The sequence below is a fragment of the Nocardia sp. NPDC050793 genome (assembly GCF_040654065.1).
In the GTDB taxonomy this organism is placed as follows: Bacteria; Actinomycetota; Actinomycetes; order Mycobacteriales; family Mycobacteriaceae; genus Nocardia.
In genome coordinates, this window is sequence record NZ_JBFAHG010000004.1 from 613,232 (window position 1) to 626,704 (window position 13,473).

Sequence of the window (13,473 nt, forward strand, 5' to 3'; positions counted from 1 at the left end):
TCGGGTCCTGGGCAGGAGGTGCGCGACGATGAGCACTCGGTTCGAGATCGAACGCGGCTGGGATGCGGACGGCGCAGGGCCGATAGTCCGGACCAGCTCCGGCCGGGTGCGCGGTTTCCTGGACGGACCGATCGCCACCTGGCGCGGAATCCCGTACGGCGCACCGGTCACCGGGACGCGGCGGTTCCGGCCGCCGATCCCGCCGGAGTCCTGGGACGGCGTACGGGACTGCGCGAGGTTCGGTGCGATCGCCCCGCAGACGATGGGCGCCATGGTCCCGGTCGATTCGGAACTGCGGATGGGCGAGGACTGTCTCTGGCTGAACGTGTGGGCGCCCAGCGGTCACGTTGAAAAGCACAGCGACCACGCCCCCGAGCACCGCGGTCATGCGGACGAGCCGCGGCCGGTCATGGTCTGGCTGCACGGCGGCGCGTACTGTCTCGGCACCGCGGCCCAGACCATCTACGACGGCCGCAGGTTGGCCGAGACCGGCGACGTCGTCGTGGTCGGCGTCAACTACCGGCTCGGCGCGCTGGGATTCCTCGACCTGTCCTCGCTGTTCCACGGTTTCACCCCGAATCTCGGACTGCACGATCAACTCGCGGCGCTCGAATGGGTGCGCGACAACATCGCGGGGTTCGGTGGCGACCCCGACAACGTGACGCTGTTCGGCCAGTCCTCGGGCGCCGGATGCGTGACGGCGCTGCTCACCGCGCCGCGCGCGGCGGGGCTCTTCCACCGCGCCATCGCCCAGAGCCCGCCAGCCACAACAGTTTTCGGACAACAGCGCGCCGCCATCGTGGCGCGGCGCTACCTGGAACTGCTGGAGATGTCCCCGACGCAGGCCCTCGATCTGATCGACCTGCCCATCGAGCGGGTGGTGCAGGCAGCCGGGGTGCTGTTCGACGAGATTCCGCTCGAGGAGCCGGGGCGTCTGGCCGCCGCGCCGGTGGTGGACGGCGACCTGCTACCGGGCTATCCGATCGACCGATTCCAGCGCGGCCGTTCGCATCACGTGCCGCTCATCATCGGCACGAACAAGGACGAGGCCTCGCTGTTCCGGCTGTTCCGTTCGCCGATCATGCCGGTGACGCCGGACGCGGTGAACATCATGCTGCGCGACGCGGCGGCCGATCATCCGGATCTGTCGGCCGAGCGGATCGCCGAGATCACCTCGGCCTACCCCGATCTGGCCAAGACCCGCGGCGCGCTGGCCATGTCCACCGACGCGGGCTTCCGGATGCCGGCGCACTGGGTGGCCGACGCGCACGCGGGCCACTCGATGACCTGGGCCTACCGCTTCGACCACGCCACCCCGATGCTGCGCGCGGCCCGCGTCGGCGCCGGGCACGCCACCGAGTTACCTTACGTGTTCGGCAATTTCGGCACCCTGAACCACGACCCCACGTTCTGGCTCGGCGGTCGCAAGCAGGCGACGGAGGTGTCCGGACGGATGATGCGCCGTTGGCTTGCCTTCGCCAGGCACGGGGTGCCCGCCGCGCTGGACGGTTCCAAGCACTGGCCGCCCTACCGGTCGTCGACGCGCACCACGTTGCTCATCGACACGGTCGACCGCGTCGTCGACAATCCCGACCATCATCTGCACACCGCGTGGGGCGATCAGGCCGTCGGCTTCAGCTAGACCGAGCTGGGTTCGGGCTTCTTGGCCTCCGCGCGGCGGCCGAGGCGCACGGGCATCCGCTCGTATCCGTGCAGCGTGAACAGTTCCCTGCGCTGCGGCGGGCCGTCCAGCCGCAGATCGGGGAACCGCTCGAACAGCGCGCGCAGCGCGTGAACGCCTTCCATGCGGGCCAGGCTCGCGCCGAGGCACGCGTGGATGCCGTTGCTGAAAGAGAGATGATCCTTGGCGTTCGGCCGGGCGACGTCGAAGTGGTTCGGATCGGAGAAGGTTTTCGGATCGCGGTTGGCGCCCGCCAGCGAGAGCACCAGGGTGTGGCCCTTGCGCAGCTGCGCGCCGTCGAGTTCCACGTCGGTGAGCGCGGAGCGCGCGGTGGTCTGCACGGGGGAGTCGAAGCGAAGCACTTCCTCGATCGCGTTCGGCCACAGCTCCGGCTCGGCGCGCAGCCGGGCCAGCTGGTCGGGATGGGCGAGCAACTGCACGACGCCGTTGCCGATGAGGTTGACCGTGGTCTCGAAACCCGCGCCCATCAGCAGGCTCGCGGTGGCCTTCAACGCGTAGTCGTCCAGTTCGCCCGCGGTGACCAGGGTGCTGAGGATGTCGTCGCCGGGTTCCCGGCGCAACCGGGCGATGTGACCGTCGAAGTAGTGGTTCATCACCTCCATGGCCTGTACGGCGCGGCGGTGCGCGCGCCACGAGATGCCGACGTCGAGCAGCGGGGTCAGCTGGTCGCCCCAGGCGAGGAAGCGGGCCCGATCGGAATCGGGGAAGCCGAGCATTTCGGAGATGATCGCGATCGGCACCTGGGAGGCGAACGAGGCGATCAGGTCGGCGGACCCGTTGGGCGGCAGCGCGTCCAGCAGTTCCTCGGTGACCGTCTCGACCCGCTCGCGCAGCTTGGCGATGGCGCGCGGGGTGAACGCCGAGGCCACCGGCTTGCGCATGGCCGTGTGCTCGGGCGGATCGATCACCAGCATGGAAGGCGGCTCGACCGGGTTCGGCGGCATCGGCGAATGGTTCGCGAGCAGTTTCATGGGTTTGGGGATATCGAAGCTCTCGGTGTTGCGCACACCGAAGCGGGTGTCTCGCAGGATGCTTCGGCACAGCTCGTGGTCGACGGTGGCCCAGGACAGCGAGGTGCGCATGATCCTGCCGCGCCCGCGCATCTCCTCGAGCAGCGGATACGGATCGGCGATCCCGTCCGGCCCGCCCATCAGCCGAGCGAACGGCTCATCACGGCGCGCCTGCGTGCGCAAGACCAGCCTCGGCACGCCGTGCTGCGACAACCATCGAACCCAATACTGCGGCTTCATATCCCACCAACCCCGTCGTTGTGCGACACCTCCACCGTACGGCCCTGGCCGCAATTCTGGAACGTCCTCCGGTCGGATGGGTTCTCCTACCGTGGTAGGAGAACGCACACCCTTCGTGTGGCGCGGATGCACGGCTGCCGCCGGTGGGTCAGCACCTCGAGAAGCCGCCCGCGAGCCGCGGTCGGTCTCGCAGGGACGTGCCCGGCGCGACACTGCTTCCTCCGATGTCGATCATCCGGGGGAGTTCCCGACGCGGTGTCAGCCGACGTGGGCGGTGACGCGTTCGGAATCGATGCGGCGCTGGCGCTGGTCAGGGTCGGGATTGACGACCTGGACGAGTGAGGCGCCCGCGGTGAGCACGGCGACGAAGCCGTGGATCAGTTCGTCCGCGGTCTCCCACGGCGCGCTCGACAGCACCCGGTCGCCCTCCGCGAAACCTTGGCGCATGGCCGACTTCCGTGCGGCGGCGAGCACCTCGGTGACCAGCATGCCGTCCAGCGCGACGCCGGCGCCGCGCGGGAAGAACTGGTCGCCGTGCACGCGCACTGCGGTGGCGAAATCGGTGATGCCGACCGGCAGGTCCCTGATGGGCGCGCCGAGCGGATCCAGCGACAGGGCGGCGACCTCGGCGACGCCGTCGGCGTCATCGATGCGGTCGGCCGTCACCAGCGCCAGGTCGGCGTCGGGATCGGGATTCAGCACCACCTCGGTGCCCGCCCACCAGCAACCGAGCAGCACGGCGGCGGTCTGCCAGTGCGCGGGTAGCAGTACCGCGACCCGCGCGCCCGGGCTCAGGCCGAATTCGTCGCGGAGCAGGTTGGCCGTCTTGGCGGCCCAGTTCGCCAGCGTCAGCCCGGACAGCTCGATCCGGGCGCCGGTGGCGTCGTCGTAGTAGGTGACGCGCGGGCCCGCGGGTTCGCGGGCGAGGATCGGGTCGAGCACTGCCTCGGTGAGGGTCAGCGCCTGGTTCTTGTCACGCATCAGTGGCTTCACGATTCAGTTCACGCATTTCGGTCCATTCTGGCCTGCGTCGATCGGTGGGGCGGGCGGAACCGGCGTCGCGGACGTCGACGTTCCGGAGAAGTCGAACATGGAGCTCGCGGCCGAGCCCGGCCCAGAATAGTCGCTTGCCAGCACGACGCTCACCGAGTCCGGCGACATCGACGGGTCCGCGACCACCGTGAGCTTGCCGAGGGCTTCGGCGACCGCCTTGGCCTTCGGATCCGCGCTGTCCGCCGCGAGCACCCGGCTGCCGGTGACACTCTCACCGGAATAGTTGCCCACCCGGCCGGCCTGGAAACCCTTGGCCGTCAAGGCTTGCGACACCTGACCCGCCAGCCCTGCGACACCGCCCGCGTTGAGGACGTTCACGGTGACCGCCGCCGGGTTCACCGCGGGCGGCGCCGACACCTCCTCGGTCTGCTCGCCGACCAGCGAGGCGACATAGGACTTGACCGCCTTGGGATCCACCCGCACCACCGACTCGCCGTCGCTGGTCATGCCGTTCAGATCGGTCACCGGGATGGTTTCGAACTGCACCTGACCGCCGGAAAGATCCTGGAGTTGCTGGAGGAAGGCCACCACGTCCCAGTCCTCGTCGAGCACCACGGTGCGTCCGACCGCCTCGCTGAGCTGGTTCAGCCGTGCCGGATTGGCGAGCGTCTTCCTGCTGAGCATCTGACCGACCAGCTGGGCCATGAACACCTGCTGGCGCACGATCCGGTCCAGGTCGCCGCGTTGCAGATTGTGGCGCTGGCGCACGAAACTCAGTGCCTGCGGCCCGTCGAGCCGCTGGCGGCCCGCGGGGAAGTCAGCACCCGACATCCACTCGTCGACCGGGTTGTTCAGGCACACCTCGACGCCGCCCACCGCCTCGGTGATCAGCACGAAACCGAGCAGGCTGACCTCGGCGTAGTGGTCGACGGTGATGCCGGTGAGGTTGGCGACGGTTTTGATCAGCGCCTGCCGTCCGGCCTTGGTCGACTGCCGCTCGGCTTCGGCCTGCGGGACGCCCTGCTCGATCAGCTTCTCCCGCTCGGTCTCCTTGATCGTGCCGTACGCCGAATTGATCTTGCCGTTGCCGATGCCGGGGATATCGACGTAGGAATCGCGGGGCAGCGAGATGGCGGTCGCGGACCGGCCGTCGTTGGGCACCCGGACCAGCACGACGGTGTCGGTGTTGGTGCCGACCTCGTCGCCCGCGTGCAGCAGGGCCCGCTCGGCGTTGGTGAGCGGATTGCCGTGCGCGTCGGTGCGGCTGTCCACGCCGACCAGCAGGATGTCGACCGCGCCGTCGCGGCCGCCGCCGAGACCGAGATCGCCGATGCGCTCGATGTTGGCGATCAGCGAATCGACGCTGTGCCAGGCGAACCCGGTGATGACGAGCACCACGGTCGCCACGGCCGCGACGAAGGCGTGCACAAGGCCCCACGAACCGGCGTCGGCGTCCGCGCCGGCGAGTCGCGATGGCACCGGTGTCCTCCTCCGCTGCAACTGCGCATCCTCTCGACAAGCCCCTGTATGCACCCCGACCGCCCCCGCGTCCGCCGCCCCCGGAGACGTCGCTCAAGGCTAACCAACGGTTACCCCGCGCGGCCGTACCCGCAGGTGTCACGGCGTGCCAGACTTGCGCCCGTGACCGCAGCCGTACCGCCCGCCGCCACCGCACGTCTCGTCGTCATCGGGGCCGCGGGCCAAGTCGGCAGGGAGCTGTTGCGCCTGGCCCCGAACGCCCGCGGTTACCGCCGCGCCGACCTCGACATCACCGACGCCGACGCGGTGCGCGACGTGATCGCCCCCGGTGACGTGGTGCTCAACTGCGCGGCCTACACCGCGGTGGACAAGGCCGAGTCGGAACCCGAGGCCGCCTTCGCGGGCAACGAGACCGGCCCGGCCGTGCTCGCCGCGGCCTGCGCGCGTGCCGATGCCCGGCTCATCCATCTCTCCACCGACTATGTGTTCCCGGGTACCCAGCGCGCGCCGTACGACACGGGCGACCCGACCGGTCCGGCCACCGTGTACGGGCGATCCAAGCTGGCGGGGGAACGGGCCGTGCTGGATTCGGCTCCGCACGCGCACGTGGTGCGGACGGCGTGGGTGTATACGGGGCGCGACAACGACTTCGTGGCGACCATGCTGCGCCTGGAACGCGAGCGTGAGACCGTCGACGTGGTGAACGACCAGATCGGGTCGCCGACCTACGCCGCCGATCTCGCCGCGGGCCTGCTCGAGCTCGTCGCGCGGCCCGGCGCGCCTCGGCTGCTGCACGCGACCAACGCGGGCGTGGCGAGCTGGTTCGACTTGGCGAGAGCGGTGTTCGAGGAGGTCGGCGCCGATCCGGAGCGGGTGCGGCCGTGCGATTCCACGGCGTTCCCGAGACCGGCTCGGCGCCCGGCCTATTCGGTGCTGTCCGACCGGTCCTGGGTGACGGCCGGCCTTGCGCCGCTGCGGGACTGGCGCAGCGCGCTGCACGACGCGCTGCGTGCCGTGCGGGCCTGAACCCGGCGAGAAACGATCGCCCCGTGGCCTTTTCGATCGAGGCGGCGAGCCGTCCGTGCGGGCGATCGAAGACCGATCGGTCTGGCGCCGGGTTCGCACCGGAGGACGCGCGCTCGCGACGTTCCGACTACGCTTTGCCGTCGTGAGTGATTCCGATTCCGCGGCCCCCGGTCGCCTTGCCGTCGTCACGGTGACTTATTCACCCGGCGAGCACCTCGAGCACTTCATCACAACCCTCGCCCACGCCACCAGCGAGAAACCGCAGGTGATCCTGGCCGACAACGGGTCGGTCGACGGTGTGCCCGAGCTGGTGGCCGAGGCCAACTCGCACGTGCGGCTGCTGCGCACCGGCGGCAACATCGGATACGGCGGCGCGATCAACCGCGCCGTGGCCGAGATCGACCCTGGCATCGAATTCGTCGTCATCGCGAATCCCGACGTTCGCTGGGGCACCGACTCCATCGACAAACTGCTGGAGGCCGCCGAGCGCTGGCCGAGGGCGGGCGCTCTCGGGCCCATGGTGCTGGAGCCGGACGGCAGCGTGTACCCGTCGGCGCGCTCGGTGCCCGGTCTCCTCGACGGGGCAGGTCACGCCATCCTCGGCACCGTCTGGCCGGGCAACCCGTGGACCCGCCGCTACCGGCAGGAGAACGAGGAGATCTCCGAGCGCGGCGTCGGCTGGCTGTCCGGCTCGTGCCTGCTGGTGCGCCGCGCCGCCTTCGACTCGATCGACGGCTTCGACTCCCGCTACTTCATGTACATGGAGGACGTCGACTTCGGCGACCGTATGGGCAAGGCGGGCTGGCACAATGTGTTCGTGCCCACGGCCGAGGTCACCCACGCCAAGGGCCACGCCGCGGGGCGCCACCCCGAGGTGATGCTGCCCGCGCATCACGCCAGTGCGTACCGCTTCCAGGCCGACCGGCATCCGCACTGGTGGCAGGCGCCGCTGCGGCTCGCGTTGCGCGCCGGACTTGCGATTCGCTCCCGGATTGCGGTTCGATCTGCGCTGCGTGAGTTGGCCAGGGAGCGCGGCCAACAGGCGTAGGAGCACGGTCGACGAGCGCGAATCGCGGCCACCGGGCGCAGTGCGCCACGGTGACGGCCGCGGAACGCGGTCGCCTCGGACCGATGCCCGGCTCGGAACGATCCACTGTGAACAGGGGAACTTTGATGGCAGGACATCCAGGCACCGACGCCGTGATTCTGGTCGGCGGCCAGGGCACGCGGTTGCGCCCGCTGACCCTCTCGGCACCCAAGCCGATGCTGCCGACGGCGGGCCTGCCGTTCCTCACCCACCTGCTCGCGCGCATCGCCGAGGCCGGGATCACCCACGTCGTGCTCGGCACCTCCTTCAAGGCGGAGGTGTTCGAGGAGCACTTCGGCGACGGCGCCGAGCTCGGTCTGGAACTCGAGTACGTCACCGAGACCGAACCGCTCGGCACCGGCGGCGGAATCCGTAACGTGCTGCCCAAGCTGCGCGCCGACAACGTGATGGTCTTCAACGGTGACGTGCTCGGCGGCACCGATCTCGGCGCGATCCTGGACACCCACGAGTCGACCAACGCCGACGTGACGCTGCACCTGGTGCGCGTCTCCGATCCGCGCGCGTTCGGCTGTGTGCCCACCGACGAGAACGGCAGGGTCACCGCGTTCCTGGAGAAGACCCAGGATCCGCCGACCGATCAGATCAACGCGGGCTGTTACGTCTTCCGCCGCGAATACATCGAGAAGATCCCCTCCGGGCGTCCGGTGTCGGTGGAGCGCGAGGTCTTCCCCGCGCTGCTCGCCGAGGGCGCGCGGGTGCAGGGCCACGTCGACTCGTCGTACTGGCGTGACATGGGCACCCCCGAGGACTTCGTGCGCGGCTCGGCCGACCTGGTCCGCGGCATCGCCCCCTCGCCCGCGCTGCCCGGCCAGCGCGGTGAATCCCTGGTCCACCCCGGCGCGGGCGTCGCACCCGGCGCGCTGCTCATCGGCGGCACCGTCGTCGGCCGCGGCGCGGAGATCGGCGCGGGCGCCCGCCTCGACGGCGCGGTGATCTTCGACGGCGCCGTCGTCGAAGCGGGCGCGACCGTCGAACGCTCCATCATCGGCTTCGGCGCCCGCATCGGCCCCCGCGCCCTGGTCCGCGACGGCGTCATCGGCGACGGCGCGAACGTCGGCGCCCGCTGTGAACTCCTCCGCGGCGCCCGCGTCTGGCCGGGCGTGGAAATCCCGGACGGCGGCATCCGCTTCTCCACCGACGTCTGACGGCGGTCCACCGCCGTCAGTCGGGGCGTTTCCAGACGTAGCGGGTCTTGGGCCGGCCCGCGCGGCCGTAGTCGGAGCGGCGGACGACGAGGCCGTCGTCGGCGAGCTTCTCCAGGTAGCGCCATGCGGTGATGCGGGAGACGCCGATGCCGGTCGCGGTGTCGGCTGCGGTGATGCCGTCCCTGGCGGTGCGCACGATCCGGGATATCTCCTCGAGTGTTTGCGGGGCAACGCCTTTCGGGGTGTTGGCGCGCTGGTCGGGGGTGCGCAGGGCGCTCAGGGCGCGGTCGATGTCGAGCTGGGTCAGCGCGGACTCGCCCGCTGGCAGCGCGGTGCGGAATTCCCGGTAGCGCTCCAGCTTGTCGGAGAACGCGGCGAAGGTGAACGGCTTCAACAGGTAGAGGACCACGCCGCTGGCGACGGCGGTGCGCACCATGGCCAGGTCGCGGGCCGAGGTGATCGCGATGACGTCCGGGCTCGGCGCGAGGCCGCTGAGCGCGGCGGCGACGTCGAGTCCGCTGGTGTCGGGCAGACCGATGTCCATCAGCACCAGGTCGACGGGTGCGCCCTCGGCGGCGGCCGCGGCGGTCGCCCGCATCGCCTCCCGTCCGGTGTGCGCGACACCGACCGGGATGAAGCCGGGGATGCGTTCGACGTAGGCGCGATGCGCCTCGGCGATCAAGGGCTCGTCCTCGACGATCAATACTCGGATCACGATGCGTCCTTTCCCGGCCCACGCGGAATGGTCACCGTCACCGCGCTTTCCGGCTCGCGGCGGGCGTCGATCGTCCCGCCGTGCCTGGTGACGACCCGGTGCACCAGCGCGAGGCCGATCCCGTGGTGGTCGTCCTTCGTGGTGTATCCCCGCTCGGCCGCGCGCGCGAACGTCTGCGCCGACATGCCGGGCCCGCTGTCGGCGACCCGCAAGAACATATCCGAATCGTCTTGGCGCACAGCAACTTCGACCCACGCGCCTGCGCTGCCCGCGGCGGCGTCGATGGCGTTGTCGATCAGGTTGCCGACCAGCGTGACCGCCTCGCGTGCCGAGAGCGGCGCGGTGGCGTCGAGCGCGGTGTCCGCCGAGATCGTCAGCTCCACATCGCGTTCGGCGGCCTGATTCACCTTGCCGAGCAGCAGCGCGGCCAGCGCCGGATCGCCGACCGCGCCCATCATCCGGTCGATGAGCGATTGGGAGAGCCGCAATTCGGCGGTCGCGAATTCGACCGCCGCGCGATACCGGCCGAGCTCAACCATGGTGACCACGGTATGCAATCGGTTGGCCGACTCGTGCGCCTGGGCGCGCAGCGATTCGGCGAAACCGCGCACCGAGTCGAGTTCGCCCAGCACACCGCGCAATTCGGTGTGATCGCGGATGGTCATGACGGTGCCGAGCGAGCGGCCCTGCGAGGTGACGACGTCCTGGTTGACCAGCAGAATCCGGTCGTTGGTCACGTGCATCTCGTCGCGGACAACGCCCCAGAACATGCGTCGCATGGAGACCGGCAGATCCCCCCGGTGCACGACGCCCTCCGGCAGGTCGAGCAGGCGCCGCGCCTCGTCGTTGACGACCTCGGCCTGCTCGCCCGCGCCGAAGACCACCAGGCCCTCGTGGATCGAATGCAGCACCGCGTCGTGGTGTTCGTACATGACGCGCAGTTCGTCGGGCGCGAGGCCGTGGGTCTGGCGGCGCAACCGGCGACTCAGCAGGAACGAACCGAGCGCGGCGACCGCCAGACCCGCACCGGCGACGCCGAGGATCTTCGGTAGCTGCGCGGCGACCTGATCGCCGATGCGCGCCCGCGTGACGCCCGCGGACACCAGCGCCACGATCCGGTCGTCGTCGTACACCGGGGTCACGGCGCGGATGGACGGTCCGAGCGTGCCGGTGAAGGTCTCGGTGAACGTCTCCCCGGCCAGCGCCCTGTCGATGGTGCCGCTGAACGGCTGGCCGATGCGTTCGGGATTGGTGTGGGTGAACCGCGTCCGGTCCGGCGCCATCACCACGATGAAGTCCATGCCGGTCTGCATCCGGATTCGCTCGGTCACCGGTTGCAGCTGCGCGGTGGGGTCGGCGGAGAGCACCGCCGCGCGGGTGGACGGGGCGTGCGCCAGGCTCACCGCCACGTCGGTGACCTCGTGCTCGGTGGTCACGTCGCTGGTGTGCCGCGCGTCGATCACCGCGAGCACCGCCGCGATGGCGATCATCAGCGCGAGCACCACGAGTTGCAGGACGAATGCCTGGCCCGCGAGCGAGAGCCGAAGGCCGGATGGCCGCCCCTCGCTGCGAGCCATCGGGTTGGACCCGGCGGCGTCTGGGAAGCGACGACGTCGCACGAGCTACCTCCACTGAACGTTATGCACCAAACAGTGACCCGCGTCACGTGGGTCGTCATCATTTTGCACACGCGGTCGGTAAGGCCCGCATTCCGGTACCACTCGGAGGACATGATTCGCCATGAGCGACACACCTCGCGCGTTGCGGCGCGACCGCACCCACTGGCTGTATCTGGCGGTCATCGCCGCTGTCGGCGCAGGCATCCTCGTCGGCTGGCTGGCGCCGGACGTCGGCATCTCGCTGGCTCCGCTCGGCACCATGTTCGTGGACCTGATCAAGATGATGATCGCGCCGGTCATCTTCTGCACCATCGTGCTCGGTATCGGTTCGGTGCGCACCGCGGCCACCGTCGGCAAGGTCGGCGGGATGGCGCTCGGCTACTTCCTGGTCATGTCGACCATCGCGCTCGGCATCGGCCTGCTGGTCGGCAACCTGCTGGAGCCGGGCAGCGGGATGAACATCGCCAAGACCGCGGGCGCGGGCGCGAAGTACGCCGACCAGGCGCACGGCGCAGGCGGGACCTGGGACTTCATCAATGGCATCATCCCGACCACGCTGGTCTCCTCGCTCACCGAGGGCAGCGTGCTGCAGGCTCTGTTCGTCGCGCTGCTGGTCGGCTTCGCGGTGCAGGCCATGGGCAGCGCGGGTGAGCCGATCCTGCGCGCGGTGACGCTGGTGCAGAAGCTGGTGTTCCGCGTTCTGTCGATGATCCTGTGGCTGGCCCCGATCGGCGCGTTCGGCGCGATCGCGAACGTGGTCGGCAAGACCGGCCTCGACGCGGTGGTCCAGCTCGCCACCTTGATGATCGCGTTCTACCTGACCTGTCTGGTGTTCGTCTTCGGTGTGCTCGGCGTGCTGGTGCGCGTGGTGTCCGGTGTGTCCATCCTGAAGCTGGTCCGGTACCTGGCGCGTGAGTACCTGCTGATCGTCGGCACCTCGTCCTCGGAATCGGCGCTGCCGCGGTTGATCGCGAAGATGGAGCACCTCGGCGTCGAGCGGACCACGGTCGGCGTCGTCGTGCCGACCGGATACTCGTTCAACCTGGACGGCACCGCCATCTACTTGACCATGGCCTCGATCTTCATCGCCGACGCGATGGGCAAGCCGCTCAGCATCCCCGAACAGCTCGGCCTGCTGCTGTTCATGATCGTCGCCTCCAAGGGCGCGGCGGGCGTCACCGGCGCGGGCCTGGCCACTCTCGCCGGTGGATTGCAGAGCCATCGGCCGGAGCTGCTCGACGGTGTCGGCCTGATCGTCGGCATCGACCGCTTCATGTCCGAGGCTCGCGCGCTGACCAACTTCTCCGGCAACGCGGTCGCGACCGTCCTGATCGGCACCTGGACCAAGACCATCGACGTGGACCAGGTTCGGCTTGTGCTCGACCGCAAGCTGCCCTTCGACGAGCGCACCATGATCGACGAGCACGCCGCGCCGGAGTCCGCCGAACCTGCCGAGAAGAGCCTGGTCACGGCCTGACCCTCGAGTCGTCCCGGCCAACGCCGGGGCCGAGGGCGGCATCGCTCCATCCACCCCTTCCGCATGGTGCCGCCCTGGCGATCGACGAAGGGCCCGCATACCCCGCGGGCCCTTCGTTCGTCGTTCCGTTTTCAGCCGCGGTTGGTTTCGGTGTGGCTCAGACCGCCCATTTCCCCGGGTTGAGGTGGTACTGGACGAGTGCGGTGGCGTGACCGTGGCCCATACCGTGCTCGGCCTTCAGCCACTCGACCTGCGGCTTGTGCCCATCGACGCCGCAGTCGCGCAGCAGGGCGAACCATTCGTCGATGCCGCGACCGTACTTGGCCTCGATGGCGGGGAAGTAGGACGCGGGGCCGTGCGGCTTGGTCGTCATGGTTCGTTCTCCTGTGCTCACGGTGTGTTCACAGAAGCAGACGGCGCTCGGTCGCGGAACTCATCGCGCAGACGTGGCCTATGTCGCGGATCACACCGCGGCGGCGATGCGGTCGTCCTTCGCGACCGAACGTTCGCGGATCAGCAGCGCGCCGGTGAGCGCAACGAGCGCGGCGGTGAGTCCGTGGATGCCGAAGGCCGCGCCCGCCGAGCCGTCCCAGCGCAGCACGGTGAGCATGTCGCCGAACGGGATAAGAGCGATCACCAACGTGGCGATGCCGAGCGCGTACCGCTGCTCGGCGGCGAGCAGGGCCAGGATGACCAGCCCGGACGCGGTGTCGCGCACGCCCTTGAGGTTCATGAAGGCGGCGGCCTCGCCGTCCGGCCAAGCGGGCAGGCCGAAGCCGGGGGCGACGGACGCGGGCGCGATCAGGTAGCTGAGGCCGACGTACAGGATGAATGCCGCGCCGATCAGGGACAGGACGGTGGCGATGCGGGAGATGGTCACGGGTTTGCTCCTCGGTGATGCTATGAATCCTAGCGGCGCTAGATCTGAGGCAACGGTAAACGAGCTTCGATAGATTGTC

At 69.8% G+C, this 13,473-nt stretch carries 12 protein-coding genes; 5 read left to right on the plus strand and 7 right to left on the minus strand.

All coding sequences use genetic code 11. The annotated features are described in order from the left end of the window. Window positions 1-28: 28 nt before the first annotated feature. A complete protein-coding gene (locus AB0H50_RS17450) occupies window positions 29-1,642 on the plus strand; it encodes a carboxylesterase/lipase family protein (protein WP_357453091.1) in 1,614 nt (537 codons plus the stop codon). Here the strand turns inward: AB0H50_RS17450 and AB0H50_RS17455 are convergent. From AB0H50_RS17455 to AB0H50_RS17465, 3 genes are all read right to left on the minus strand, one after another. Next, window positions 1,639-2,952: a cytochrome P450 gene (locus AB0H50_RS17455; protein ID WP_357453094.1), complete on the minus strand. Its 1,314-nt coding sequence runs from the start codon at window positions 2,950-2,952 to the stop codon at window positions 1,639-1,641. The two genes, AB0H50_RS17450 and AB0H50_RS17455, sit on opposite strands and share 4 nt — an antisense overlap. 258 nt (window positions 2,953-3,210) lie before the next feature. Beyond that, entirely contained in the window at window positions 3,211-3,933 is a 723-nt protein-coding gene (locus AB0H50_RS17460; RefSeq protein ID WP_357453097.1) for a TIGR03089 family protein, read from the minus strand. Window positions 3,934-3,948: 15 nt separating this feature from the next. Then, window positions 3,949-5,373 carry an LCP family protein gene (locus tag AB0H50_RS17465; protein ID WP_357453476.1) on the minus strand — a complete coding sequence of 475 codons (1,425 nt, stop codon included), beginning with the start codon at window positions 5,371-5,373 and terminating at the stop codon, window positions 3,949-3,951. Between the two features lie 213 nt (window positions 5,374-5,586). On the opposite strand from AB0H50_RS17465, the gene rfbD reads away from it, so the two are divergent. The 3 genes from rfbD to AB0H50_RS17480 all read left to right on the plus strand — a co-directional run bounded on the left by rfbD (window position 5,587) and on the right by AB0H50_RS17480 (window position 8,703). Beyond that, the gene (rfbD, locus tag AB0H50_RS17470) at window positions 5,587-6,450 is read left to right on the plus strand and encodes a dTDP-4-dehydrorhamnose reductase (RefSeq protein WP_357453100.1); all 864 of its coding nucleotides are present in this window, start codon (window positions 5,587-5,589) and stop codon (window positions 6,448-6,450) included. Window positions 6,451-6,592: 142 nt separating this feature from the next. Beyond that, entirely contained in the window at window positions 6,593-7,498 is a 906-nt protein-coding gene (locus AB0H50_RS17475) for a glycosyltransferase family 2 protein (protein WP_357453103.1), read from the plus strand. Between the two features lie 125 nt (window positions 7,499-7,623). Further along, on the plus strand, window positions 7,624-8,703 hold the full coding sequence (locus tag AB0H50_RS17480) for an NDP-sugar synthase (protein WP_355001751.1): 1,080 nt from the start codon (window positions 7,624-7,626) through the stop codon (window positions 8,701-8,703). 16 nt (window positions 8,704-8,719) lie between these two features. Here AB0H50_RS17480 and AB0H50_RS17485 read toward each other — a convergent pair whose 3' ends face one another. Further along, entirely contained in the window at window positions 8,720-9,418 is a 699-nt protein-coding gene (locus AB0H50_RS17485; RefSeq protein ID WP_357453106.1) for a response regulator, read from the minus strand. Then, complete coding sequence (locus AB0H50_RS17490; protein WP_357453478.1) at window positions 9,415-10,995, minus strand: sensor histidine kinase; 1,581 nt, start codon at window positions 10,993-10,995, stop codon at window positions 9,415-9,417. The genes AB0H50_RS17485 and AB0H50_RS17490 overlap by 4 nt, the downstream gene beginning before the upstream one ends. Window positions 10,996-11,158: 163 nt before the next feature. Between AB0H50_RS17490 and AB0H50_RS17495 the strand changes: the two genes are divergently transcribed. Next, entirely contained in the window at window positions 11,159-12,514 is a 1,356-nt protein-coding gene (locus tag AB0H50_RS17495) for a cation:dicarboxylase symporter family transporter (RefSeq protein WP_357453109.1), read from the plus strand. 157 nt (window positions 12,515-12,671) lie between these two features. On the opposite strand, the gene AB0H50_RS17500 is transcribed toward AB0H50_RS17495, so the two are convergent. Together AB0H50_RS17500 and AB0H50_RS17505 are read right to left on the minus strand one after the other, a co-directional pair. Beyond that, complete coding sequence (locus tag AB0H50_RS17500) at window positions 12,672-12,887, minus strand: DUF4287 domain-containing protein (RefSeq protein WP_357453112.1); 216 nt, start codon at window positions 12,885-12,887, stop codon at window positions 12,672-12,674. A gap of 90 nt (window positions 12,888-12,977) precedes the next feature. Continuing rightward, window positions 12,978-13,394, minus strand: a complete 417-nt coding sequence (locus AB0H50_RS17505; protein ID WP_357453115.1) for a DUF4267 domain-containing protein — start codon at window positions 13,392-13,394, stop codon at window positions 12,978-12,980. Window positions 13,395-13,473 lie beyond the last annotated feature (79 nt).